The 24,976-nt window shown below is 53.7% G+C and carries 21 protein-coding genes; 8 read left to right on the top strand and 13 right to left on the bottom strand.

Going from position 1 to position 24,976, the window contains the following annotated elements:
- The first annotated feature begins 617 nt into the window (after window positions 1–617).
- Together AC6CHM_RS10780 and AC6CHM_RS10775 are read left to right on the top strand one after the other, a co-directional pair.
- The gene (locus tag AC6CHM_RS10780) at window positions 618–3,983 is read left to right on the top strand and encodes an autotransporter domain-containing protein (protein WP_498173141.1); all 3,366 of its coding nucleotides are present in this window, start codon (window positions 618–620) and stop codon (window positions 3,981–3,983) included.
- The gene (locus AC6CHM_RS10775; protein ID WP_115055148.1) at window positions 3,983–4,516 is read left to right on the top strand and encodes an invasion associated locus B family protein; all 534 of its coding nucleotides are present in this window, start codon (window positions 3,983–3,985) and stop codon (window positions 4,514–4,516) included. The genes AC6CHM_RS10780 and AC6CHM_RS10775 overlap by 1 nt, the downstream gene beginning before the upstream one ends.
- A gap of 32 nt (window positions 4,517–4,548) precedes the next feature.
- Here the strand turns inward: AC6CHM_RS10775 and AC6CHM_RS10770 are convergent, their stop codons facing one another.
- A complete protein-coding gene (locus tag AC6CHM_RS10770) occupies window positions 4,549–5,196 on the bottom strand; it encodes a response regulator transcription factor (RefSeq protein WP_307283136.1) in 648 nt (215 codons plus the stop codon).
- Window positions 5,197–5,407: 211 nt separating this feature from the next.
- Here AC6CHM_RS10770 and AC6CHM_RS10765 point away from each other — a divergent pair, with 211 nt between their 5' ends.
- The 3 genes from AC6CHM_RS10765 to AC6CHM_RS10755 all read left to right on the top strand — a co-directional run bounded on the left by AC6CHM_RS10765 (window position 5,408) and on the right by AC6CHM_RS10755 (window position 7,627).
- On the top strand, window positions 5,408–6,514 hold the full coding sequence (locus tag AC6CHM_RS10765) for a sensor histidine kinase (RefSeq protein ID WP_498173137.1): 1,107 nt from the start codon (window positions 5,408–5,410) through the stop codon (window positions 6,512–6,514).
- Window positions 6,511–7,284, top strand: coding sequence for a LytR/AlgR family response regulator transcription factor (locus tag AC6CHM_RS10760; RefSeq protein WP_115055150.1), 774 nt, complete (start codon window positions 6,511–6,513; stop codon window positions 7,282–7,284). Before AC6CHM_RS10765 ends, AC6CHM_RS10760 begins: the two co-directional genes overlap by 4 nt.
- A gap of 100 nt (window positions 7,285–7,384) precedes the next feature.
- Window positions 7,385–7,627 carry an ester cyclase gene (locus AC6CHM_RS10755; RefSeq protein WP_498173134.1) on the top strand — a complete coding sequence of 81 codons (243 nt, stop codon included), beginning with the start codon at window positions 7,385–7,387 and terminating at the stop codon, window positions 7,625–7,627.
- On the opposite strand, the gene guaA is transcribed toward AC6CHM_RS10755, so the two are convergent.
- The 5 genes from guaA to katA form a co-directional block, all read right to left on the bottom strand.
- Window positions 7,569–9,131, bottom strand: a complete 1,563-nt coding sequence (gene guaA, locus AC6CHM_RS10750) for a glutamine-hydrolyzing GMP synthase (RefSeq protein ID WP_115055165.1) — start codon at window positions 9,129–9,131, stop codon at window positions 7,569–7,571. The genes AC6CHM_RS10755 and guaA overlap by 59 nt on opposite strands.
- Before the next feature lie 237 nt (window positions 9,132–9,368).
- A complete protein-coding gene (locus AC6CHM_RS10745; RefSeq protein WP_115055166.1) occupies window positions 9,369–10,007 on the bottom strand; it encodes a 5'-methylthioadenosine/S-adenosylhomocysteine nucleosidase in 639 nt (212 codons plus the stop codon).
- 1 nt (window position 10,008) lies between these two features.
- Window positions 10,009–10,467, bottom strand: coding sequence for a TspO/MBR family protein (locus AC6CHM_RS10740; protein ID WP_498173130.1), 459 nt, complete (start codon window positions 10,465–10,467; stop codon window positions 10,009–10,011).
- 38 nt (window positions 10,468–10,505) lie between these two features.
- Window positions 10,506–11,795, bottom strand: a complete 1,290-nt coding sequence (locus AC6CHM_RS10735) for an RsmB/NOP family class I SAM-dependent RNA methyltransferase (protein WP_115055168.1) — start codon at window positions 11,793–11,795, stop codon at window positions 10,506–10,508.
- 121 nt (window positions 11,796–11,916) lie between these two features.
- On the bottom strand, window positions 11,917–13,413 hold the full coding sequence (gene katA / locus AC6CHM_RS10730) for a catalase KatA (protein ID WP_354342406.1): 1,497 nt from the start codon (window positions 13,411–13,413) through the stop codon (window positions 11,917–11,919).
- A gap of 135 nt (window positions 13,414–13,548) precedes the next feature.
- Here katA and AC6CHM_RS10725 point away from each other — a divergent pair, with 135 nt between their 5' ends.
- Window positions 13,549–14,478, top strand: a complete 930-nt coding sequence (locus AC6CHM_RS10725; RefSeq protein WP_115055170.1) for a hydrogen peroxide-inducible genes activator — start codon at window positions 13,549–13,551, stop codon at window positions 14,476–14,478.
- 2 nt (window positions 14,479–14,480) lie between these two features.
- Here AC6CHM_RS10725 and AC6CHM_RS10720 read toward each other — a convergent pair whose 3' ends face one another.
- Window positions 14,481–14,906 carry an MAPEG family protein gene (locus tag AC6CHM_RS10720; protein WP_498173127.1) on the bottom strand — a complete coding sequence of 142 codons (426 nt, stop codon included), beginning with the start codon at window positions 14,904–14,906 and terminating at the stop codon, window positions 14,481–14,483.
- Window positions 14,907–14,992: 86 nt separating this feature from the next.
- On the bottom strand, window positions 14,993–15,892 hold the full coding sequence (locus AC6CHM_RS10715; protein WP_498173124.1) for a LysR family transcriptional regulator: 900 nt from the start codon (window positions 15,890–15,892) through the stop codon (window positions 14,993–14,995).
- Between the two features lie 120 nt (window positions 15,893–16,012).
- Here AC6CHM_RS10715 and AC6CHM_RS10710 point away from each other — a divergent pair, with 120 nt between their 5' ends.
- Window positions 16,013–17,071 (top strand): SDR family oxidoreductase, encoded by a 1,059-nt coding sequence (locus AC6CHM_RS10710; RefSeq protein ID WP_498173122.1) that lies wholly within the window; start codon window positions 16,013–16,015, stop codon window positions 17,069–17,071.
- Between the two features lie 2 nt (window positions 17,072–17,073).
- Here the strand turns inward: AC6CHM_RS10710 and AC6CHM_RS10705 are convergent, their stop codons facing one another.
- From AC6CHM_RS10705 to AC6CHM_RS10690, 4 genes are all read right to left on the bottom strand, one after another.
- The gene (locus AC6CHM_RS10705; protein ID WP_498173121.1) at window positions 17,074–19,260 is read right to left on the bottom strand and encodes a mechanosensitive ion channel family protein; all 2,187 of its coding nucleotides are present in this window, start codon (window positions 19,258–19,260) and stop codon (window positions 17,074–17,076) included.
- Window positions 19,261–19,385: 125 nt separating this feature from the next.
- A complete protein-coding gene (locus tag AC6CHM_RS10700) occupies window positions 19,386–19,922 on the bottom strand; it encodes a DinB family protein (protein WP_307283102.1) in 537 nt (178 codons plus the stop codon).
- 20 nt (window positions 19,923–19,942) lie between these two features.
- On the bottom strand, window positions 19,943–21,448 hold the full coding sequence (gene guaB, locus AC6CHM_RS10695) for an IMP dehydrogenase (RefSeq protein ID WP_115055176.1): 1,506 nt from the start codon (window positions 21,446–21,448) through the stop codon (window positions 19,943–19,945).
- A 197-nt stretch (window positions 21,449–21,645) separates the two neighbouring features.
- On the bottom strand, window positions 21,646–22,629 hold the full coding sequence (locus tag AC6CHM_RS10690; protein ID WP_115055177.1) for an MBL fold metallo-hydrolase: 984 nt from the start codon (window positions 22,627–22,629) through the stop codon (window positions 21,646–21,648).
- Between the two features lie 190 nt (window positions 22,630–22,819).
- Between AC6CHM_RS10690 and AC6CHM_RS10685 the strand changes: the two genes are divergently transcribed.
- Window positions 22,820–24,223, top strand: coding sequence for a DHA2 family efflux MFS transporter permease subunit (locus tag AC6CHM_RS10685; protein WP_115055178.1), 1,404 nt, complete (start codon window positions 22,820–22,822; stop codon window positions 24,221–24,223).
- 3 nt (window positions 24,224–24,226) lie between these two features.
- Here the strand turns inward: AC6CHM_RS10685 and AC6CHM_RS10680 are convergent, their stop codons facing one another.
- Entirely contained in the window at window positions 24,227–24,937 is a 711-nt protein-coding gene (locus tag AC6CHM_RS10680; protein ID WP_115055179.1) for an RlmE family RNA methyltransferase, read from the bottom strand.
- Window positions 24,938–24,976: the final 39 nt, after the last annotated feature.

Genomic DNA, 24,976 nt, shown 5'->3' with positions numbered 1-24,976 from the left:
TGTGATTCCGCCGGATTGAAATCGGGTTCGAAAGCGCATCGGCGTTGCGTATCCGCAAGTTATGAGCAAAACCGCCGGCAATCCAACGAGGCCGGAAATGCCGCGGCTCTTGGGGCCGCAGTGGGCGTTCTCGGGGGCGTAGCGCTCGGAGTTGCAGCCGAGCGGAATCATTACCCAGGCTATTATCGGCGTTGTGGTCCCTGGGGTTGCTATTACTAAGAATACATCGAAAGCCGGTGCATCTTGCGCAAGCCAATTGGTTTGAATGACAAGTTGCACGGCTGACGAAATGAGATACTCAGCCTGCGTGCGATTGATAAGCAATCATGCGCAGGCGACCAGACCAGTTTTAAGGCTACAATTTTCAAGAAAACAATTTCCGCGACAAGCCGCCGCTGAATTGCGGCCTGCCATTTTTTTACATGGATGCCTCCGCAAGCGCGTACTTCAAAAGCATACAAACATCCACAGTAGTGAACTTGCACTAATGGCTTAACGCCAAGCCCCTTCCCTATACTTTGAATCAGTGAGCCGGGATGCGGTATAAGAGTTGTTTGCTCTGAATGCCGTTGCCCGGCTGACACATGTAGATTCGACAGACTTCGAGGGGCAGCATCTTGAGCACTACCAGACCGAAAACATTGAAACGCAATCTCCTGAGCACAACAACTTTGGCGCACATGCGCACAGGCATCGTTTCGGGACTGACCCTCTCGACACTTATATTGGGGGCAAGTTTCACTCCAGCGCAGGCGCAGACACAATGTGTGACGACAGGCACGGGCAGCAACGCGATTACCAACTGCACTTTGGCCTCGGGTGCTGATAATTGGACATCTGCAAACGGAACGAATGGCGCTATCAACGGCGATTTGCGCGTGGGCACTGTCAACGGCGTTCAAGCGGACTTGCTGATTTCGGGCGTCAAAGCTTACAGCAGAAATGGCTATATCGGCCAAGGCGGCAGCCGGGACAATCCATACTCCGGCGTTGTGACCGTTTCGGGACCCGGTGCAGAATGGAACCTTACAGGTGACCTCCTCTATATTGGCGGCTTGGGAAATACCTACGGCAAGGGCAAGTTGATTATTGAGAATGGCGGCAAGGTTGATGTCAATTCTTTACAATTGAGCAGCGCTATTTTCGATGGTTCGCAAGGCGTTCTGGTCGTTACGGGCGAAGGTTCAATTCTCAACGCCAACGAATTTACCGGCCTTGATGGATCTGACGCGATTACTGATCCGATCTCAGTTCTGGACAAGGGGAAGATCATCACCAACACTGTTTCTTTAAACAGGCAAGGTGGCGCCGCACTCGTCAGTGGTGCTGGCTCCCAATGGCTGAACAGCGGTCACATGGCAAACCGCAGCGGACTAAGGGTTGAAAACGGCGGCGAGGTCAAGACCAAGTCGTTGCTCCTTGAGTCAGTGAGCAAGGTGACAGGACAAGGGTCTCTCCTCCACGTCGATGAGACATTTGTTCAAGACGCAGATTTCGGTGAAGGTGGAACAATCATTTCCGATGGCGGGCGTCTTGAAGCTGCAAACATCTTGGTTGATGTGGGATCCATCGGCCTCGAAAGCGGTGGTCTTGTAACCACCAAGTCGATGAGGGTGAACGATCTGGGCTCTCTGTCTGTCGCCGGTGACGGCTCGTTGCTCGATATTGACGGCAAACTGACAGCCGAGGGATTTGTCACTGTTTCGGATGGAGGGCTCGTAAAAACCACAAGCGGGATGAGCCTCAATAGCATTCTCTTTATCGGCGGCGGCGTCAAAAAAGATCAAAACGGAAATACCGTGCTGGCCGATGCAAAAGCCGCTGGCCGGATAGATTCAGAAACGGCCATCAAATTCGTGAATGACCCGCTTTCCAATAACAAGCTGGTCTTCAACCATACAAACAGCGGATACATGTTCTCCAACACGCTGACCGGTGGCGGTCAGATTGACGTCTATTCGGGCGAAACAATTGTGACAGGTGATCTTTCGCAGTTTTATACCGGAAATGGCGGTGATGGCACCATCAATGTGGATGGCAAGAACGCGAAACTTGTCATCAAGAGCAATATGGACACGACCAATCTTGACCAGGATGTGGGAGAGCAAAGCCAATCAAAATTCGCTGTTAAAAGTGGCACGTTGATTGTCGATGGCATTGCGGGGCGCACCTATAAAACGACCTCTGGCGCGGACGAATTCACGCGTTACAGCAATGACATTCAGGTTTGGGGTGCCCAGTCCAACAATGAAAATGCCGATCGTGATCCTACCCTTTTCGGACGACTTGGGGGTTCGGGTACGGTTGGTTCCGTCACGCTGGAAACGAACGCACGAATTGCTCCAGGCAACAACTCGGCTGGAACACTGACTGTCATGGGTGCGCTGGAGTTTCAGGACGGCTCGGTCTATGAGGCCGATGTCGCAGGCAACGGCTCAAGCGATAAGATCGTCGTCAAGGATATTGGTCCAAATGCGGTTATCGGGCTTTTCCGGCCCAGCGGCGTAGCTCAAATCGGAAATAATGTGAATGTCGAGGTCAATGCCCTCGATTCTGCAACGAGTTACCAGAACGGCCAGACCTATACGATACTGACGGCAGAGAAAGGCATTGATGGGCAATTTGCTCAAGCCGTGTCGAAATCAGCATTTCTGGACGTGTCACTGGATCAAAAGGCAAACCAGGTTGATCTGAAGATCGCAGTCAAGAGCACCGGCCCGGGACCAGGCAATCCGGGTGAACCGGGCAATCCAGGTGGCCCAGGCGACCCGGGAGGCCCCACCGAACCCAAGCCGGGTGAACCTGGACCGGGAAAACCAACACAGCCAGGTCCGATCAACCATATATTCCAGACAGTCGCGCAGACAGACAATCAGTACAACACGGCAGGAGCCTTGGGCAGCCTTGCCCAAAGCGGTCCATCACTAGCGCTATTCAATCGGATAGCGTCTTTGAGTGCCGACAACGCCCGTGTTGCTTACAATCAATTGTCTGGCGAGGTGCATGCCTCAACCAAGACGGCGTTGATCAATGACAGCCACCAACTGCGCAATGCCATCAATGACCGTATCCGCGCAGCCTTTGGCGATGTGGCTGCAGTGGATGTGCCCGTCATGGGCTATGGCCCGGACGCCAAGGCGCTTGCACCGGCAGATGTGCCGGTAATGGCTGCGTGGGGGCAGGCATTTGGTGCATGGAGCGAGACAAAGTCAAATGGCAATGCGTCAAAGCTCGACCAGTCGACCGGCGGTTTTGTTACCGGCTTTGATGCTGCTCTTGCTGAAAGCTGGCGTCTGGGTGTGATGGCAGGATACAGCCGTTCCAGCTTCGATATGGACGGCCGAGGCTCGTCCGGCGACAGCGATAATTATCATGTCGGTGTCTATGGCGGTGGTCATTGGGGTGCCGTGTCCTTGCGGTCCGGCCTTGGCTATAGCTGGCACTCGATCGAAACGTCTCGCACGGCAGCTTTCTCCGGCTTCGAAGAACATCTGAGCGCTGATTATGATGCGGCTACATTCCAGGCCTTTGGTGAACTGGGCTACCGGATCGACACAAAAAGGGTCGCGTTTGAGCCCTTTGCCAATCTGGCACATGTCCGCGTGAAGACCGATGGCTTCAGCGAAACAGGCGGCATTGCCGGACTGAGGGCACACAGCGAGACAACCGACACGACCTTCACTACATTGGGTCTACGGGCGTCGGCTCCCTTTTCGCTGGGAGCAACGGATGTCGAGATACGCGGCACGCTCGGCTGGCAGCACGCCTTCGGCGATATCACACCATCCTCGACACTTGCCTTTGCTACCGGCAATGCCTTCTCGACAGCAGGCGTACCGATTGCCGAGGATACGGCTCTTGTCGAGGCAGGCGTTGACTTCAAGCTCAGCCACCGGGCCACGCTGGGCGTGAGCTATACCGGCCAGTTCGGCTCCGGCCTCACCCAGAATGCCGTCGATGCGAAGCTCGGCGTAAAATTCTGATGCGTCTGCAGCATCTGACTTTCGGAGTGGCGGCGAGTATACTCGCTGCCACTCCGCTTCATGCCCAGACAGACGCAACCAAGCCAGCAGCCGCCCCTTCCTCTCTTGCGGAAACCTATGAAGACTGGAGCGTGAATTGCGAGGTTCGGGAGGCCAAACGCCATTGCATCCTGTTTCAACAACAAATGCACAAGAACGGCCAACGGGTTCTGACACTCGAATTCACGCCCGAAGGCGAAACCGGGCTGAAGGGCAATCTCGCCCTGCCCTTCGGCCTTTATCTTGAGAAAGGTGTCTCGTTCCGTATTGATGATAGCCCAGCGGGAAAGCCATCGCGGTTCCGCACCTGTATGCCGGGAGGCTGCATTGTCCCGCTGACATTCACCGGCGCCACCGCCAATGTGTTGCGTAAAGGAAAGGTTTTGAACCTCGGCGTTTTTGCCAGCGATACAGAAAAGGACCTCACCTTCGCGGTATCGCTCAAAGGCTTCGAAACCGCCCTCAAACGAACAGTCGAGCTTCAGCGGCAATAGCAGGTTTGTCCAAGGTTTATCCGGACTTGCGGCTATGCTCGACTGTCGAAACCTCCAATGACCGCCTTGGCGGCTGCTGCCGATCTCGAGCTTACATTCAAAACCCGCAAAAGCGCCGATACATGAATGCTTACGGTGTATGGAGAAATGTCCAGTTTCCGGCCAATTTCTTTGTTGGTTTTTCCCTCTGCAATCAACCGCAAGACCTCGCGTTGCCGTGCTGTGAGAAAAGAAAAGTCAGATCGATGGCTGCTGGGAGATGATGTTACCGACGATGATCGTTTGATAACAAACTCTCCGTCTTCGATGCTGCGTATCGCGGCGCTTACTTCGTCAGGCATCACGGCTTTGCTGATAAAGCCATTCGCGCCCATGTCGGCAATTCGGTCGATTATTGCTGCATCATCCAGCATTGACAGAAGGATTATAGAAGAATCCCTGAATTCCTGCCGTAAATCCGCGATTGATCTGGCAGGATCGAGACCAGGAAAAACCCACTCAAGAATAAATGTGCTTGGCGCTGGTCCGGTGCGGGCCAAGGCCAACATTTCACCCAGGCTGCCCGCTTCCTGCACTTCAGCAAATGGATAAAGGCGTTGGACAATGCGGCGCAACCCTTCGCGAAACAGTGGATGATCATCCGCTATAATCGTTCGACTTTTTTCTGGTCGTTCCGTCACATTTATTCCACAGGCGTTATGGGCTTCGATCAAGAATTGAAATGCCCCCGATAATAACGGCACGGGGAAGCACCATACACAAACGGCTACCGCAAAACCCAACGGGGAAGAATCGCCTTTCTACCAACGACGCCGCTATCGGACGAAGCGCTTGGCTTTTCTATGAACGGCTGCTTTTGATCGACGAGCGGTTCTCGACACGAGGGACGCATTGGAAGATAAAGAGCATATGGGGCAAGTGAGCGAAGCAAAATTGGCGGATGGTGGGTTCTATGGTGCCAAGGTGCGCAGTGCCACGGTTTGGCTCGGCATTTTTTACTGGTCAACCGAGTTTATCATCAGCAGCATATTGTGGGGAATTCTCGGCGTCGACCCCCTCGAATCTGCTATAGGAAAACTCATTTTGATGCTGTTCAGCATCGCAATGACATTCGCGATTTCCTTCATCATTTACCGGCTGCACAATGTGCATCTGGCGGTCAAAATCATGACCTGTTTCACGTTGTCCCTCGTTGCCGCCGTGATCAACGCCTACATCGATTTTGCGATATATTATGTCTACATGTTGCCTCAAACGGTTACATTCAACTGGACGAATTTCGGTTACACCCTGGTTTATGGCATGTCTGTTTTCCTGGGCTGGTCCTGCCTCTTCGTCGCCTTGCTCTACAGCTTCGAGATAAGGGAAAACGAGCGGCGTCTGGCTGCATCGCGTGAGGAAGCCCTGTCAGCTCAGATGCGGGCCTTGCGATACCAGGTAAACCCGCATTTCCTTTTCAACACGCTCAATTCGATTGCGGGTCTGGTTGAAGAAGGAAATACCGTGGGAGCAGGCCGCATGGTTTTATCCCTCTCATCGTTCTTGCGCACCACCCTGGAGCTTGATCCTCTCAACGATGTAAGACTGGCGGACGAGCTGACATTGCAAACCGGCTATTTAAATATTGAAGGGGAGCGCTTTTCGGATCGCATGAAGGTGCGTGTCGATGTGGCACGGGAATTGGAGAATGCGCTCGTCCCGAGCCTCATCCTGCAACCGCTCATCGAAAATGCCGTCAAGCATGGCGTCAGCGACAAGCCTGGAATGGTCGAGATTTTGATCAGCGCCGGTCGCGTTGGCGAGGTTCTGAACCTTTCCGTCGAGAATGATGTTTCTGATGCACCAAATCCGCGCCGTACGCACGGCATGGGAATAGGGTTGAAAAACGTTGCCCATCGCATGGAAACCCGCTTTCCGGGTTCAGGCTCGTGCGTGGCGGGATATATCACCCCGAGCCGCTTCAAGGCCTCCCTGACCATGCCTTTGAGGCTCGCATGAAGGACCTTTCGGTACTCATCGTTGACGACGAACCATTGGCGCGCCGGAGGTTGGTTCGCATGCTCGATGCCCTGCCGGGATTTCGGACAATAGGAGAAGCAGGCGACGTCCGTCAGGCCTATGACCATGCCCGTGAGTTAATGCCCGACATCATGCTACTCGATATTCAGATGCCGGGTGGCAGCGGGTTCGATGTGCTTGAACAACTGGGAACAGATGTGCCCGTTATTATCTTCGTGACGGCATTTGATCATCACGCTCTTCGCGCTTTCGACGCAAGCGCGGTCGACTATGTGACCAAGCCCATAGAACCATCCCGGTTGCATTCTGCCATGGTTCGCGCTCGCCTTGCCGTCGAGGCACGCAATAGTGTCGAACGTGTCGAAGAACTTCAGGAAACAATTCTTGCCCTGCGCCTGGCCTTGCGCAAAGACGAGGCGCGGCAGACCGATCTTTGGCTCAAGCATCAAGGCGATGCCATTCGGCTGCCGCTGGAAAAGATAAATTGGATCGAAGCCGACCGGGACTATGTACGGATACACACCACGGATCGATATTTTCTACACCATGAAAGCCTTGCATCAATGGAACGGCGGCTTGACGCTTCCGAGTTCATGCGCATTCATCGTGGCGCAATCGTGCGTCGGAACTGCATTGCCAAACTGAAGCAAGCGCCCTTCTCGGCATTGATTGCGGTTTTGGTCGACGGTAGCGAAATTCGGGTCGGTCGGACATACTCAAGAACCGTCCGCATGTTCGCAGGCACATGAGACTTACCTAATAGGGCGCCGAGAAGGTCTGATCCCCCAGCCGATCTTGTGAAGATCGGCAAGACAAAGGCCGCTCAATTGTTTAACACGTCCCGAGCCGGTGGTCGGACCTGCTGGATATCTCGAGATCATCGAAATGATGCGCGGCGGCTTTCCTGACATCCAGTGGACTCTAGAGGAAACGATCGCCGAAGGCGACAATGTTGCGGCTCGCTTCACCTATGCTGGGACAACATCGCTGTTAACACGCTGCTCGATCCCGCTCTACTCTTCAGTACGCGCCTTCACTCCCATTCGATTGTGCCTGGGGGCTTCGATGTCACGTCATAAACGACGCGGTTAATGCCTTTAACCTCATTGATAATCCGAGTTGCTGCCTGACCGAGGAAGTTCATATCGTAGTGATAGAAATCCGCCGTCATGCCATCGACCGATGTCACCGCGCGCAGGGCGCAGACAAATTCGTAGGTGCGTCCATCACCCATGACGCCAACAGTCTGCACGGGCAAGAGAACAGCGAAAGCCTGCCAGATCACATCATAGAGTCCGGCCTTGCGGATTTCGTCGAGATAGACGGCATCTGCTTCACGCAGGATTTCAAGCTTCTCGCGGGTAATGCCGCCCGGGCAACGGATTGCCAGACCTGGACCCGGGAAAGGATGACGGCCAATGAAATGATCCGGCAGGCCAAGCTCCTTACCGAGCACACGCACTTCATCCTTGAAAAGTTCGCGCAGAGGCTCGACGAGCTTCATATTCATGCGTTCAGGCAAGCCGCCAACATTGTGATGCGACTTGATCGTCACTGAAGGACCGCCGGTGAAGGAAACGCTTTCAATCACATCTGGATAGAGCGTGCCTTGAGCAAGGAAATCCGCGCCGCCAAGTTTCTTGGCTTCTTCCTCGAAGACTTCAATGAAGAGCCGGCCGATCGTCTTGCGTTTCTTTTCCGGATCACTTTCGCCCTCGAGCGCGTCAATGAAACGATCTTGTGCATTCACAAGAATAAGCGGCAGATTATAGTGCTCGCGGAACATGCTGACGACATCTGCCGCCTCGCCCTTACGCATCAGACCATGGTCCACAAGGATGCATGTAAGCTGATCGCCAACCGCTTCGTGGATGAGCAAAGCCGCTACGGACGAATCAACCCCGCCTGATAGGGCGCAGATGACTTTCTTGTCACCAACCTGTTTGCGAATGAGATCGACCGCCTTTTCGCGGTAGGCCGACATGGACCAATCACCCTCAATCCCTGCAATACGATGGACAAAGTTCTGGAGGAGCTTTGCGCCATCAGGCGTATGCACGACTTCAGGATGAAACTGCACGGCGTAATATTTTCTGGCTTCGTCTGCGATGGCGGCGAAAGGCGCGCCAGTCGAGGTGCCGACAACCTTGAAGCCTTCAGGAATCGAGACGACACGATCGCCATGGCTCATCCAAACCTGATGACGCGTGCCCTTGGCCCATATACCGTCGAATAGCGCGCATTCTTCTTGGATATCAAGAAAAGCGCGGCCGAATTCGCGATGATGCCCGCTTTCAACCTTGCCGCCAAGCTGTGCGCACATGGTCTGTTCGCCATAGCAGATGCCAAGAACCGGGACATTGGAATCGAATACATCCTGCGGCGCGCGCGGGCTGCCAATATCGACAGTTGAATGCGGGCTGCCGGAAAGAATGACCGCTTTTGGCTTGATGCGGTGGAACGCTTCCTGAGCTGATTGGAAGGGAACGATCTCGGAATAGACACCGGCTTCGCGAACGCGACGCGCAATCAGCTGTGTTACCTGGCTGCCGAAATCGACGATGAGGACTGTATCGGGATGAGTGGGAGTGTTCATGGCGGGCCTTTAAAGCAAATGTCGGTTAGGCGCAATGGGTTGTCAAAGCTTACTGACAAACTGATTCCGATTGTTAACAGGGTGGATTAATAGCACTGGTGTTTCTTTTGCATCCATTACGAGAGGCAACTAGAAGCCAGTTTCTCCGACGAAGATATTTTAGATTTCCCAACCAAAGAACTTCTCAATGCAATGAAGCAATGGGTTTCAGAAGGGAAGCCTGTTTTAAATGTTGCATTATAAATTGATTGTTCCATCTTCGATTGCATCAGCCATGGTCTCAACAGCCACTGCCAGTTTCTCATCGATTACGTGCAGATACTCAGTCCAATCCCCGAGATGCTGAAGCTCCTCTGCGCCATCGGAAATTCCACGCAGACCGATCAAAGGGAGATTGAAACGATGGCAGGCACGAAGGATGGAGAACGTCTCCATTTCCACCATATCCGCGTCAACTAGATCATAGGCTTTGCCCGAGACGATGTTGGCACCACTGGACAGTGTCGCTTCCTTTATACCCGGAATGCGATAATCGAGTGGGAGCTTCACCGGCAGGTCAAGAAATGGCGTGGCACCCTTGATAAACCCTAGCGGCGAGGCATCCATGTCCCGATAGGACACACTGGTCGCCTGATAGATTTCGGTCTGTTCAAGAATGCGGGATCCGGCAGAACCCAACGATACGACCAAATCCGGCAAGGACGATGTGGCCCCCAAATGTGCGAGAACGGACGAAACGCTGACGGCCGATTCCACGGGGCCGACGCCAGTGATCAGCGGCGTAAAAAGTTTTTGCAAGTGATGGCCATATTCGGCAGTTGCGGCCATGGCAAACAGAACGCGTTTGCCAGCAATCGGGGTCACATAATCAAACATTTCAGCCTGCCGGGTTCAGCCAATAAAGGGAAGCGTTAAGCAGGGTCGCGAAGGCCACCCATGCCAGATAAGGGAGAAACAAAATTGCCGATGTGCGCTCTTTGCTCCAGCTCACTTTGATGAAGCCTATAATCGAAATCAGCAGAAGCACGATGACGACCAGTGCAAGACCCATTTGCTGGAGCCCGAAAAAACTCGGCGACCAAAGAAAATTGAATAGAAGTTGTGCCCACCAGAATTGCTGGGGGGATGCCAGACCACGATCCCATACGCGCCAGCCAGCAAGAGCGATAATGACGTAAAGAACTGTCCAGACGGGAGCAAAAAGCCAGTTCGGCGGATTGAATGATGGCTTGACCAGACTGGCATACCATTCACCCGGAAGGGTTATGTAACCAATTGCAAGCCCACCACCAACGACTAAAACCAAAAACAGCAAAAGCACCATGGAACGAGACATAGGAATATTCCTGTGAATGACTTGCGCCGGTTGTAGCCTTATTTTTCCCGCCTGAGAACCGAAATGAAGAAGCCATCGGTTGATGTTGAAAACGGAGAGAGGATCGTGGTTCCATCTTTAAACAATGGTCTGAGGTCCTTGTCTTCAGACACAGCCTGGCTCCAGATCGGCTGGCTGTCGATGACGCCGTATTCGGGGTTTGCCGCTAGAAATGCTGAAACCTGATTGCCGTTTTCGGGAGCGAAAAGCGAACAGGTAATGTAGACCAAACGTCCACCCGGCTTCACATAAGCCTTGGCGGCATCCAACACCTGGCGCTGCTCAACTTCGCGCCGCTCCAGCTGTTGCTCGCTCAATCGCCATTTTGCATCCGGCCTGCGCCGCCATGTTCCTGAACCGGTGCATGGCGCGTCAACAAGAACCAGATCCATCTGGCCTTCCAGCGGAACGAGATCGCTTATATTGGCATGGGCCTGTGCGTTGCGTACCCCTGCCCGCTTGAGGCGGTCAAATATAGGTGCCAAACGCGCGCGTTCCGCATCATAGGCGTGGATCTGTCCCTTATTATTCATCTCGGCAGCCAGGGCAAGCGTCTTGCCGCCTGCACCGGCGCAGTAGTCCAGCACCTGTTCGCCTGGCTTAGCATTGCTGAGCTTGGCTGCAATCTGCGAGCCCAAGTCCTGCACCTCGAACAATCCGCGCTGGAAGGCTGGCTCAGCCTGTACGTTTGGATGACGACCCATGGCGCGTAAAGGCGGCACACGAATAGCCGTTTCCAGCAGCGGCGCGGGATTAGCTCCAGCGCGTGCCAGTTCTTTCAGCACCTTTTCGCGGTCAGCCTTCAACGTATTGACGCGAAGATCAACAGGAGGCCGGTCGCTCAATGCTGCCGCTTCTTCCACCCATTTATCGCCGAAGATCGCCTGGAAATGTGGCACGCACCATTCCGGCACATCGGCACGAATATGATCGGGGGCAGACACCAAATCACGCGATTCCCAAATAGCCAAACGATCTGCATCGAGAGGTTCTGGAGCAAACTTGTCGCCTTCAAGCGCGGCATTGATATCTTCAATATTCAGTTCGGCATCGGACAGCAGAACACCAAAAGCGATATGGCGTGCCGCATCGCTATCCATGCGCCAACCGAGCGACAATTTCCGGCGCAGCGCATCATAGACAATATTACCAATGACAGCACGGTCACCAGCTCCGGCGAAACGATGCGACAACCCCCAATCCTTCAAAGCATCCGAGGCGGGACGCTTGCGATTTTCAATATCTTCGAGAACTTCGATTGCCGCCTGCAGGCGTCCGCCAAGTCGCATATGAATTCCTTGTTAGCCTTAGAGCTTTTCCAACTCTTTCACTGTCGCATACATGGCTGCGACAATAAAAGAAAGCCGGGGCTTGCGCCCCGGCTTTCTATTGTTCGTTGTTCGCGTCGGCCTATTCGGCAGCGACGTCTTTTTCCTCGTTGGAGATAGCATTGGCCTCATAGCCATGTGCCTCTTTCAAAGCGGCACGCACACCGGCTTCATAATCCGGGTGAACACGGGCGAAATGCACCAACTGGCGCTCGATGATCTCGCTTGGAACGCCGCCCATTGCCGCAGCAACGTTAGAGAAGAGTCGCGAGCGCTGACCAGCATCGAAGAGGTTGAACAATGCGGTTACCTGACCGTAATCATCATTGCCGATGCGGTGGTTGAAGCGGTCCGCATCGCCCGAAAGCTTGAGCGGCGGCTCTTTGGCCGAAGGCTGTTCTACTGCGCCGGAAAAGCTGTTGGGCTCATAATAAGCATCCACATTGCCGGTTTTCTGGCCGAAGAAATTCATCTGGCCATCCTTGTGATAGTGATGAACAGGGCATTTCGGCTGGTTAACCGGAAGCGCCTCATAATGCGTGCCAAGACGATAGCGATGGGCGTCAGCATAGGAGAAAACACGTGCCTGCAACATCTTGTCAGGTGAGTGGCCGATGCCCGGAACAACGTTTGATGGCGAGAAAGCAGCCTGTTCGATTTCGGCGAAATAATTGTCCGCATTGCGGTTGAGTTCCATCACACCAATTTCAATCGGCGGGAATTCACCATGCGGCCAGACCTTGGTCAGATCAAATGGATTATAGCTCGTACGTTCGGCTTCAGCTTCGGTCATGACCTGAACCTGAACAGTCCATTTCGGGAATTCACCGCGCTCGATGCCGCCGAAGAGTTCTTCCTGATAGGTTTCACGAGATTTGCCGATAAGGGTTTCGGCTTCCGCGTTTGTGTAGAACTTGTGACCCTGCTGCGTCTTGAAGTGGAACTTGACCCAGAAACGTTCACCGGCATCGTTCCAGAAAGAATAGGTATGGGAGCCGTAGCCATTCATATACATCGGCGCGACTGGCAGGCCGCGATCCGACATGAGAATTGTTACCTGATGCAGACTTTCGGGTGAAAGCGACCAGAAGTCCCACATGGCAGTGGCAGAACGCAGATTGGTGCGTGGATGACGCTTCTGCGTGTGAATGAAATCCGGGAACTTCAGTGGATCGCGAACGAAGAATACCGGCGTATTATTGCCGACGAGATCCCAATTGCCTTCGCTTGTATAGAACTTCAACGCAAAACCGCGCACATCACGCTCAGCATCGGCAGCGCCAAGCTCACCGGCAACAGTCGAGAAACGCAGAAGCAATGGAGTTTCTGCACCGGGCTGCAGAGCCTTGGCTTTGGTGTAACGCGAAATATCGCCGGTGATCTTCAATGTACCAAATGCGCCCCAACCTTTGGCATGAACCACGCGCTCAGGAATGCGCTCGCGATTCTGATGCGCGAGCTTTTCAAGCAGCTGATAATCATCAAGCAGTACCGGACCACGCTCACCTGCAGTTCTGGAATTCTGATTGTCCGATACCGGTGCACCGGCGGTTGTCGTCAATGTTGGACGGTCAGCCATGGGGCTTCTCCCTTGATTGTCTCGAGCTTTGAAATGATCGGCGCAGCTTCAGCTGACCTCTGATTCCAGAATAGAACTATTCCAATCATAGTTTCCAATTGTATTTAGAATTATTATTGATAGGATTTACCTATCATGTTTTCTGTACGGCAAATGCGCTATTTTGATATCCTCGCCACCACGCTGCACTTTCGCAAGGCAGCAGAGGCGGCGCGTATATCGCAGCCTGCTCTCTCAGCCCAAATAGCGGAAATGGAGACGCGACTTGGTACGACATTGTTTGAGCGGACCCGTCGCTCGGTTGTTTTGACAGATATGGGTCGCAAATTGCTGCCTAAAATCCAGAGCATTCTTGATGAAATCCGCTCATTGGAAGATCTGGCATTGGAAAAGCGCGGCACTTTGCTGGGTCGCCTGCGTCTCGGAATCATTCCAACCATAGCGCCCTATCTGCTGCCGATACTCATCCCGCACCTGCACGACAACTATCCGGATCTTTCCATTGAACTGCGCGAAGCTTTAACCTCGAAGCTGGTGGAGGATTTGCGGCTTGGTGATCTCGATGTCCTGATCGCCGCGCTGCCTATCGATGGCGAGGGCACAGTCTCGATGCCGCTTTTCCGTGATCGTTTTCTGATCGCCACATCGAGCAACGACACGGATATTCTTTCATCGCCCATGACGCAGGAGAATGTTGCTGTTGAGCGCCTGCTGCTGCTGGAAGAAGGCCACTGCCTGCGCGATCAGGCCTTGGCTGTATGTACCAGCGTCAAGCAAAGACAACTCGTCAATTATGGCGCGACCAGTCTGGCGACATTATTGCAGATGGTCAGCCACGGCATGGGTCTCACATTAATTCCGGAAATAGCCGTTCGGACCGAGGCTGGCCGCAATAATGTAAGGATTTCATCTTTTGCCGCTCCTGAACCCGCCCGTGAAATAGGGTTGATCTGGCGAAAGCAGAGCAAACGACGCGAAGATTTTGAGGCGCTTGCGGCTGTCATCATGGATTGCGGCCGCAAATTGACCGTTTCAGAAAAAGAATTGGCTGATTTGGTGGCTTAAACTTAAACCACTGGTGGCAGCAGAAGGTGCATTGCCAGCATGATCCAAAGAACGCCATTGAGAATAAAGCCCAATACGAAAATCGGCTGCCGATAACGAAGCCGGTTCGTCGTGACGTGAATAAACGTATGAGCCAGCCGCGCGCCGACAAAGAGCCAGGCGATGACCACAGCGAGATATGATACGCCGTTGACCACATAGAGTGACAGGCAAACGACATAGAACAACAGTGGCACTTCGTAGAGATTGCCCAGGTTGCGGATCGTCGTTGCGCTGATTTCCGGCTCGCTCGTTGGAATGATGAACTCTTGAAGCTTGGCCTGACCGCTCATGACCGCCCGCCGGCGCCGAAGAAAGAGCAGTAAATAAACGCAATAGATCAGAAAGGTCAAAGTGATCATGGGCCAGAAAATTTGTGTCTGTGACATGGCGTTCTCCTGCTGTCCGGAATGTTCCCAATAAAGGAGACTGCGGAAATTCTCCATCGTCCCTATGCATAATTTACTGACGGTGCTTATGTGCGGGAATTGACCATATGCAAGCCCGGTATCGATCTCATTTCCGCCAAAAGATATTCGACGAACAGCTTGATCTTGCGTGGCAGGAAACGCCCGCTGGCATATACGGCATGGATGTCCATCGGCGCATATCCATAATCCGGCAATATGCGAACCAACTTTCCACCATTGATCAAGGGTTGAACAAGCGGCAGCTGTGCGGCACCAATACCAAGGCCTGCGCAGAGAGCGTCATTGAGCACAAATGCGTTATTGGCGAGGAAAACAGACCTGATTGCCGCATCGACCGAACCATCTGGCCCTATCAAAGGCACCATTTCTCCCGGCGGGGACCAAATGAAACGGACAAACCCGTGCTTGACGAGATCATCCGGCGTGACCGGGCTGCCATGTGTGGTGATGTAGTCTGGAGAGGCGACCAGAACCCTGTCAAATGAGCCGAGTTTACGTGCAATCAAGTCAGATGATTTCATTGCGCCGAACCGGATAGCCACGTCGACATTATCGGTGATCAGATCGGCAATGCGGTCGTCGAGGACCAGTTCAGACCGCAAATCCGGATGCTGCTGCTGGAAATTGATTACAAAGCGAGCGAGGTACATTTGGCCAAAGCCGACGGGCGCGTGGATACGCAAACTACCTCGTAACGCAGTGGAATAGGCGGTGGCGCCCTCTTCCGCTTCATCCACCGCATGCAATATTGCAAGGGCGCGCCGATAGTAGGTTTCGCCTCCCTCAGTCACGACAAGCTGACGCGTCGAACGATGAAAAAGGCTGATACCCAGATGACGTTCAAGAGCAGCGATCTGCTGGCTGACGGCGGGCTGTGTCAGGCCAAGCTCACGTGCAGCGGCGGACAGAGTTCCAAGCTCTGCGACGCGCACGAAAGTTTTCATCGCCGATAACCGATCCATCACTAACCTCAAAGTTTCTCTTATGAATCATATCATTATTGACGCTCTACACAAACAATTCTGCATGGATGATATTCCCTCCAGCAAAATGGAGCGGTTCAAATGACGGAAAAAACGAAGCAGGCAGTTGTTGTCGGTGCCAATGGCATTATCGGTAGCAATCTTATTGCGCATCTGGTCGAGCTTGGCGATTGGGATATTGTTGGTCTGTCACGGCGAGGCGGTGAGACGGTAGGGAAAGTCAGTCATATCGCCGTCGATCTTCTTAATGCGGCAGAGGCAAAAGCCAAGCTTTCCCATCTGACCAATATCACTCACATATTTTATGCGGCCTACCAGGATCGTCCAAGCTGGGCCGAGCTGGTCGCGCCCAATCTGGCAATGCTGGTCAATGTGGTGAATGCAATCGAGCCGATTGCGCCAAGCCTTGAACATATCAGTCTCATGCAAGGCTATAAGGTCTATGGTGCACATCTGGGCCCGTTCAAAACGCCGGCACGCGAAACCGACGCCAATCACATGCCGCCGGAATTCAACATCGACCAGCAGGATTTCCTTGAAGCGTTGCAAAAGGGCAAAAGCTGGAACTGGTCGGCATTGCGCCCTTCTGTGGTTATCGGCTTTGCTCTGGGTAATCCCATGAATCTGGCGTCGGTCATTGCTGTCTATGCGTCCATGTCGAAGGAGCTTGGTATTCCATTGCGTTTTCCAGGAAAGCCCGGCGCATATCACAGCCTCCTGGAAATGACGGATGCCGGTCTATTGGCACGCGCGACTGTATTCATTGCGACTAATCCGCAATGCGGCAATCAGGCCTTCAACATCAATAATGGCGATTTATTCCGTTGGAGCGAATTATGGCCCAGAATTGCGCAATATTTCGGCTTGGATGTTGCCCCACCTTTGCCCATGTCACTTAATGTCATCATGGCTGACAAAGCGAAACTGTGGGAGCAGATGGTGGAAAAGCACGGTCTTGCGCCAACGCCCTATTCCGACGTCTCCGCGTGGGGCTTTGGCGATTTCGTTTTCGGCTGGGATTATGATTTCTTTGCCGACGGGACAAAACTGCGGCGCGCCGGCTTTCATGAGTATATCCACACGGAGGAAATGTTTCTGCGTGTCTTCGATGATCTGAAGGCACGCAAAATTATCCCATAAGATCAGGCGGCGTCTTCAGCTGCCTTTAATACGGCTGCGCGCTTGCGGCGCGCAGTATGGTTCTGAGCCACGACCGGTGCGGTTTCTTCGCCTTTCTGCACGTGGACAGTTGGGACAGGCAGTTCAATGTTGTTTTCCTTGAAAGCCTTGCGCACGGCGATGAAGAATTTGCGCTTCATTGCGAAGGCTCCGCCAGGTTTTGTCGTCATCTTCATACGCAGCACTATGCCGTACTCGCCAAATTCCTGAATACCCTGCATTTTGATTGGTTCAATGACCCAAGGGGCAAATTCTGGATCAGTTGCAAGCTCAGCTCCCACACGTTTGATCAACTTTCGCGCAGCTTCAATATCTGTGTCAAAGCCTACGGTGATATTGAACTTGTCCATCGTCCAATCGCGGCTCTGGTTCTGCACTGCTCCCAACTCGCCGAAGGGTATGGTGAAAACCGGACCACGATGGTGGCGAAGCTTGATCGAGCGGAGGCTGAAACTTTCAACCGTGCCCATATATTTCCCGCTGCTGATGTATTCTCCAATGCGAAAAGCATCATCCAGAAGGTAGAAAACACCTGAAATAACATCCTTCACGACCGTCTGGGCACCAAAGCCGATAGCAACACCGACGACGCCTGCACCGGCAATCAACGGTCCGATCTGAATACCAATCGAAGAGAGGATCATCAGGATTGCCATGATCAGAAGAGAAGCGAACAGAATATTGGAAATGATCGGCAACAGAGTACGCAACCGTGCCTGCTGCGGATCGATCTCGGCATGTTCTTCCTGTGCGTGATGATGGACACCAAGCTTGCGCTCGATCAATGCCTTTATGATGCTCCAGCCGAAGTCTGCAGCAAGAGCGATGACCAGCGTATTGACAATACCGCGAACAATCAGCGTCGTTGTCGGGTTTTGGAGGTTCTGCATGCTGGACATGCCGACGCCCCACATGCGGGCCGTAATGAATATGGCAAGCAAGATCAACGCGACGCGAATGCCGCGATCAACGACCGCAAGCGTAACGGCGGGAACAGTTGCGCCCCCTGCTTCGGCTGTTGCAGGCCGCAATATGAAATGGACCGCCTTGTGCGCTATGATGACGAGCAGTGGGATCACGAATGCAAGCGCGACAACCGAGAAAAGCACCCAGGCTCCCGTCAGCTGGAGCAACCAAAGTCCGATAAAATAGACCGTCATCAGCCATGTCGCGGCAACATGACTGACCAACTGCTTTTTGCCCTCCGCAACCGAAGCGCGCGGACGGCGCCATATAGCAACCAGCCCAAGACACAACAGGACAAAACTTGCCGGTATGGCCAGTGCGACAATCCCGTCTGAGGTCAGACCCAAAAGCGGCAGCAGCGAGAAGGTTGCATCCACAAACAGGAACCAGCCGGCAATGATGACAAGCCAATGGCTCCAGTGATCGGCCGTTTCGTCTGATATTGGCAATGCTCGCACTTCCTCCGAGTGCGCGACCTGCATGCTGGATGTGATCAATCCTGCCTTGCAGAACACATTGACAGCCCAGGTGCCGGTTGCAGCGGTCAAGTAAGCAAGCACGATCTCACGCAATAATGGCGGCCACTCGAAAATCATGAAAGCGCCTGTGCTGCCGACGCTGAAGGCGAGGATCATGAGGCCGGAGTATAGAAAACGGGCGCTGATTTTCTTCGCCCTGCCCTGCGGCGTATCCTTCGATAAGCTGATGAGCCATCGACGATATCGCACTGTCAGGCGGTAAACCAGTCTCTGCAATGCGATACCGGCAGCAATAAAAATACCTACCAGCAGGAATACACCCAAGAGACCGCGGTCGCTCAGCTCGGACATAATTGTGGAACGCGCCTGCATGAACTGTCTCGGCAGGTCCGGGATTGTTCTGGCGGTACGTTCAATATGCTGTTTCACCGTGTCGAGAGAAGACGAGACCATGGATTTTGTCATGGTCGCGGATTCTGATGTCACTGTACCGGTAGCCACAGGAGGTGTCGGTTTTGCCAGCTCCTTTTCCAGCCATGTCTTCACTTCGGGGTCGGACAGCAGCTGGATAAACTGGTCAACTTTCGTCGGTGTGGTCGGCTCGGCAGCTGGTGCACTCTGAGCAAAAACTGGTGACGTCAATAAGAACAGCACCGCAAAAACACTGATCAGTACTTTCAGCAATGAAGAAGGTAAAACGGTCATGGGCTGCCATCAACGCAAAGAGTGACACGCCTGCATGGATTGGTTATGGCCAACCCCAGCAGTATTATGAATTATCTAACACAATCCGGCAGGTCTTGTCTGTCAACAAAGAAGGTTGCGGCATTTCAAGTATAGGGCTCGCCTGTTCTTCGTGGCTCGTCGTAATTGAGAAAGAATTCATCAAGCTGCGGCGGCGGAACGTTTGTCCCGGCCAGCATGGCATGGGCCTGCCCGCGGTGGTGAATCTGGTGCACGAACAGATGCGACAGGACGAGAGAAATCGGTTCGCGAGATGTGTCTCCGGTTCTCCATGTGATGGATATAACCCGGGCAAGGTCAGCAGCGCTCAACCCGTCACAAAAATCGATAAGTGACTTATCAAATTCCTCCTGTGCCTTCTTCAAGTCGCTGGCAGCAGGAAATGGTACGTCGCCTTCCAAACCAATATTCGCCCGACCAACGCCGATCATATCAGCCATATATATGTGATCGACGATCAGGTTATGATTAAGGGTCAGCTGTATCGAGGGAAAGAAACTGGTGCGCTCTTGAGCAAATTCGGCAGGTGATAACTGCTCACAGGCAGTCAGCAATCGATGATTTGACCAGGCGCTGTTGCGCGCCATGGCCGAAAAATGGGCTTGGAGGGAGATGTCAGACATCGCCCTCACCTTTCAGATGATCAGTTGCCGCCAGGATAGTTCGGGCTTTCACGGGTGATGGTGACATCATGGGTGTGGCTCTCGCGCAGACCAGCATTGGTAATACGGACGAATGTAGCCTTTTCGCGGAATTCTTCCAGATTTTTTGCACCCACATAACCCATGGAAGCGCGCAGGCCGCCAGCAAGCTGATGCAGAACGCCAGAAACCGGGCCCTTATAGGCGACCTGACCCTCAATGCCTTCTGGAACAAGCTTTAGCTCATCGCGCACTTCCGCCTGGAAATAGCGATCTGCCGAGCCGCGTGCCATTGCGCCGACGGAGCCCATGCCGCGATAGGCTTTGAATGAACGGCCCTGATACAAATAGACTTCACCGGGGCTTTCTTCGGTGCCGGCAAGCGCAGAGCCGGCCATGGCAGCAGATGCGCCGGCAGCCAGCGCCTTGGCAAAATCGCCCGAATACTTGATACCGCCATCGGCAATAACTGGAATATCGGCTTTCTGTGCAGCCTCCACCGCCGACATGATGGCGGAAAGCTGCGGCACACCAACACCGGCGACGATACGCGTGGTGCAGATTGAGCCGGGTCCAATTCCAACCTTGACCGCATCGGCGCCCGCATCGATCAGAGCCTGTGTTCCGGCAGCGGTGGCGACGTTACCGGCAATGATCCGCACGGCATTTGACATTTTCTTGGCGCGGGTAACCGCATCAAGCACACGCTGGGAATGACCGTGCGCTGTGTCGATGACAAGAATATCCACACCTGCGGCGATGAGGCGTTCGGCGCGTTCAAAACCATCTTCGCCAACACTGGAAGCAGCGGCAACGCGCAAACGGCCCTGCGCATCTTTTGCTGCATTCGGGTTAAGCTGCGACTTTTCCATATCCTTGACGGTAATCAGGCCGACGCAGTGGCCTTTATTGTCGACGACCAGCAGCTTCTCAATGCGGTGTTGATGAAGCAATCGCTTGGCTTCTTCGTGCTGAACATTGTTCTCGCGAACAGTAATCAGGTTCTCGCGCGTCATAAGCTCATAGATTTTCTGCGCCGGATCCGATGCGAAACGCACATCGCGATTAGTCAGGATACCGACGAGGCGGCCAGGCTTGCGGCTACCCTCACCCGCATTCTCGACAACCGGAATGCCGGAAATGCCATGGGCACGCATCAACGCCTGCGCATCGGCGAGCGTTGCATCCGGGCCGATGGTGACCGGATTTACGACCATACCGGATTCGAACTTCTTGACCTGCCGGACTTCTTCAGCCTGCAATTCCGGTGTCAGATTGCGATGGATGACACCCATGCCCCCAGCCTGCGCCATAGCGATTGCAAGGCGCGACTCGGTGACAGTATCCATGGCGGCAGACAAGAGAGGCAGGTTCAGCTCAATATCAGCTGCGATACGGGTGCGGATATCCGTCTGGCCAGGCATAACTTCGGAATGACCGGGTTGCAGCAGGACATCATCAAATGTCAGTGCCAGTGCGCCTGTTGCGGATTCAACGATTTTTGCCATTACCAATTCCTAACATACGGCTAATACGACTAAAGGACGCGCCACGTGAGGTGGAGCGTCGATCAAGGTCTATTCAAGTGAATTGGCACGGGCTGGTAACATGCTTATGTCAGTTTGAAAAGCCGTAAACGCAACTGCTGGCCCTTTACGCCCTGTTCAGACACATAATCTTGCAATTGCCAAAGCAGAAATGCCCGTCACCCAACGTCGAATTGATAGGTCGCAGGCACGAAGCGATAGCCCGTTTCCAGCTTTTCCGCATAACCAACACTCGGGAAAGGCATGTGGTAGCCGATGAAGGGTACTTTATCAGCGGCAATCTTATCGAAAACCTTCTTACGGGTCTCTGCGGCCATTGCCTTGTCGCCGTCAAAGCTCACTTCCCATTCAGGACGTTGCAGCGACGCCACATAGTGATTGGCGGTATCGGCTGTCAAAACCAGGCGCTTGCCTGCCGACTCTACATGAAAAATCATGTGACCCGGCGTGTGGCCATAGGCTGCTTCACTGGTAATACCCGGCACAACCTCATCGCCAGCCTTGATAAAGGTAAATTTGTCGGCAAGCGGCTTGACCTTGGCATTGACCGCTTTCGCGTTATTTTCAGCGGGCGTTCCTGTGCGTGCGGCATCTGTCCAGAAATCATATTCGATCTGGCCGCCTACATAACGCGCATTGGCAAAAGCCGGTTTATCGCCATTCATCAGCCCACCAATATGATCTCCGTGCATATGGGTGATGAGAACGACGGTGACCGCATCCGGCGTATATCCGGCTGCTTTCATGTTGTTTTCCAACTGGCCCAGACCATTTTCACGCCCGCCAACGCCAAAACCGGTATCAACCAACACGACGTCAGAACCGGTATTGATCAAGACAGGGGTGAAGCCATTGACGAACTTGGTCTCCGGCAGAAAATTATTGCGCATAAGCTCTGCAACTGTTTCCTGGGTTTGATTGGCTCCGAAAGTCGGATGAGGCCCGTCTCCCGGGCGCAAACCGTCAAGCAAGGTGGTTATTTCAAAGTCACCAAGTTTGAAACGCTTGAAGCCGGGGGATTGTATATCCGAATGCGGCACGGCAGCTTCAGCGGTGCCCATAATACTGGCTGATGCCAGTCCTCCAGCCATCGCAGTGGAAGCCAGAAACAGATCGCGGCGCGAAATCTCAAATGTCGACATGGATCAATCTCCTTGAGGTGCGAATGCTTTTCAGGTTGTAGCGCGGAAAGACCAAAAACAAAGACATGCGTAGATCACTTCTGTTTGATCGCGGCTTGAGCACCAGCAATGCCGGTGCTATCGCATCGCTCATGAGCTGTTGTCCAGCGCCGGACCCGCTTTCTCAATGCTTTGAGAACTGGATTAGATTTTGAACCGTGTCATTCCACTCGTCCTCGCCGTCGCCCTCTTCATGGAGCAGATGGACTCGACTGTTATTTCGACATCCCTGCCAGCCATCGCGGCGGACATTGGGACGAGCCCCATTGCACTGAAGCTGGCATTGACGGCCTATCTCGTCTCGCTTGCGGTTTTCATCCCCGTAAGCGGGTGGATGGCAGACAGGTTCGGTGCAAAAAACGTGTTTCGTGCCGCGATCGTGGTGTTTGTTCTCGGTTCCATCGCCTGCGCGGTATCAAATTCGCTGCTGGCCTTTGTCGTATCGCGTTTTCTTCAAGGCGTCGGCGGCGCAATGATGACACCGGTGGGGCGTCTCGTTCTTGTGCGATCAACGCCGCGCAATGAGCTTGTGGGGGCAATGGCGTGGCTGACCATGCCTGCGCTGATCGGACCGCTATTGGGCCCGCCCGTCGGAGGTTTTCTCACGACCTATTTCAGCTGGCACTGGATCTTCCTGATCAACGTGCCGATTGGAATAATCGGGATCTGGTTTGCCACACGCTACCTGCCTTCCGTGGAAACACTGGTACGGCGGCCGCTTGATGTTATCGGTTTCTTTTTGAGCGGAATCGCCGCTTCCGGTGTCGTATTTGGGTTGTCGGTTGTCAGCCTGCCTGCGCTGCCCTCATGGGTAGGGCTGACAACACTTGCCGTTGGACTTGTATCTACCGTTCTTTATCTTTTTCACGCGCGCAACAAGCCAGAGCCTTTGCTGGCGCTCGATCTTTTCAAAAACCAGGTGTTCCGGGCATCCATCGTTGGTGGCAGCCTGTTTCGTATTGGCGTTGGCGCTGTCCCTTTCCTGCTGCCGCTCATGTTTCAGATCGGCTTCGGCATGACGCCCTTCCAGTCAGGCATGATTACATTCGTGTCAGCTTTGGGAGCGATGAGCATGAAGCTTGTGACAAAATGGTTCTACGCCAAGACCGGTTTTCGCAACTCGCTCATGTATGGGTCCGTCGTCGCGGCGGTCTTTATCGCGGTCAACGGGCTTTTCACGCCGGCAACGCCCTATTGGCTGATGATCCTATTATTGCTCGCCGGCGGTTTTTTCCGTTCGCTGTTTTTCACCGGAACAAATGCGCTGGCCTATGCGGATATTCCCAATGAACAGACCAGTCAGGCCACTCCAATCAGTTCTGTCGCACAGCAAATTTCGATAGCCCTGGGTGTTGCTGTCGCTGGCGGCATTCTTGAAGTGTCTACAAAGTTGCATGGAGGGCCGCTGCAACTATCAGACTTTCATACGGCATTCTTTATCGTTGCCGCGGTTTCCGGACTTGCTTGCCTGTCATTTCGCGGCTTGAAAGCGGACGCCGGGGCGGAGGTTTCCGGCCATCGGCCACGAATCAAGGTTGTTTCGCCTGCCGAATAGCAATCAGACGTCTCTGCCCTTGAAGTCTCGGGCCAAAAGATAAAGTTCGACCGACTCTGCACGGGAAGCTGGCGGCTTGACATGATGCACGGATTTGAAGTGCTTCTTGAGAAGTGTCAGTACCTCATTTTCCGTGCCGCCCTGAAAGGTCTTGGTCAGGAAGTGGCCACCCGGGCGCAGAACAGACACCGCAAAATCGGCGGCAACTTCGCATAGGTGCGTTGTACGGATATGATCGGTACGGCGATGGCCCGTTGTTGGAGCTGCCATATCAGACATCACGATATCGGGCTCCCCACCCAAAGCTTCAATCAGTTTTTCCGGTGCAGCGTCGTCGAGAAAATCCATCTCAAGCAAGGTAACACCCGGCAGCGGATCAATATGCAGATAGTCAATGCCAACGACTGTCGGCTGATGTGCGGGCGATTCCACGATGGAAGCAGCTATCTGGCTCCATCCGCCCGGAGCAGCGCCGAGATCGATAATGCGCTGACCCTTTTTCAAGATCTTGTAACGATCATTGATTTCGATGAGTTTATACGCGGCGCGCGACCGATAGCCATCAGCCTTTGATCGCTGGACGTAGGGATCATTAATGTGGCGCTCAAGCCAACGGCGCGAGGATTCCTTGATCGTCCCGGCCTTCTTCTTGATCTTGGTGTGCAGCCCGCGCGTGCCTGTGCCGCCGCGTCCGCCTGTTGTCGTCTTAGCCATCTGGGCCCCTGTTTTCCGCGCTATATCAATCGCGCCTAA

Source organism: Phyllobacterium sp. GQ127 (assembly GCF_059758635.1).
The sequence above is the reverse complement of the archived record's forward strand: the minus strand, read 5'-3'. Positions and strand labels throughout refer to the sequence as shown.

Coding starts and splice junctions, on each gene's coding strand:
- guaB (WP_115055176.1), bottom strand. CDS start 21,448: ATGGCAAAAATCGTTGAATCCGCAACAGGCGCACTGGCACTGACATTT.
- AC6CHM_RS10720 (WP_498173127.1), bottom strand. CDS start 14,906: ATGTCACAGACACAAATTTTCTGGCCCATGATCACTTTGACCTTTCTG.
- guaA (WP_115055165.1), bottom strand. CDS start 9,131: ATGAACACTCCCACTCATCCCGATACAGTCCTCATCGTCGATTTCGGC.
- AC6CHM_RS10735 (WP_115055168.1), bottom strand. CDS start 11,795: ATGCGACTTGGCGGACGCCTGCAGGCGGCAATCGAAGTTCTCGAAGAT.
- AC6CHM_RS10680 (WP_115055179.1), bottom strand. CDS start 24,937: ATGGCTAAGACGACAACAGGCGGACGCGGCGGCACAGGCACGCGCGGG.
- AC6CHM_RS10700 (WP_307283102.1), bottom strand. CDS start 19,922: ATGTCTGACATCTCCCTCCAAGCCCATTTTTCGGCCATGGCGCGCAAC.
- AC6CHM_RS10690 (WP_115055177.1), bottom strand. CDS start 22,629: ATGTCGACATTTGAGATTTCGCGCCGCGATCTGTTTCTGGCTTCCACT.
- AC6CHM_RS10710 (WP_498173122.1), top strand. CDS start 16,013: ATGACGGAAAAAACGAAGCAGGCAGTTGTTGTCGGTGCCAATGGCATT.
- AC6CHM_RS10705 (WP_498173121.1), bottom strand. CDS start 19,260: ATGACCGTTTTACCTTCTTCATTGCTGAAAGTACTGATCAGTGTTTTT.
- katA (WP_354342406.1), bottom strand. CDS start 13,413: ATGGCTGACCGTCCAACATTGACGACAACCGCCGGTGCACCGGTATCG.
- AC6CHM_RS10715 (WP_498173124.1), bottom strand. CDS start 15,892: ATGAAAACTTTCGTGCGCGTCGCAGAGCTTGGAACTCTGTCCGCCGCT.
- AC6CHM_RS10725 (WP_115055170.1), top strand. CDS start 13,549: ATGTTTTCTGTACGGCAAATGCGCTATTTTGATATCCTCGCCACCACG.
- AC6CHM_RS10760 (WP_115055150.1), top strand. CDS start 6,511: ATGAAGGACCTTTCGGTACTCATCGTTGACGACGAACCATTGGCGCGC.
- AC6CHM_RS10740 (WP_498173130.1), bottom strand. CDS start 10,467: ATGTCTCGTTCCATGGTGCTTTTGCTGTTTTTGGTTTTAGTCGTTGGT.
- AC6CHM_RS10775 (WP_115055148.1), top strand. CDS start 3,983: ATGCGTCTGCAGCATCTGACTTTCGGAGTGGCGGCGAGTATACTCGCT.
- AC6CHM_RS10745 (WP_115055166.1), bottom strand. CDS start 10,007: ATGTTTGATTATGTGACCCCGATTGCTGGCAAACGCGTTCTGTTTGCC.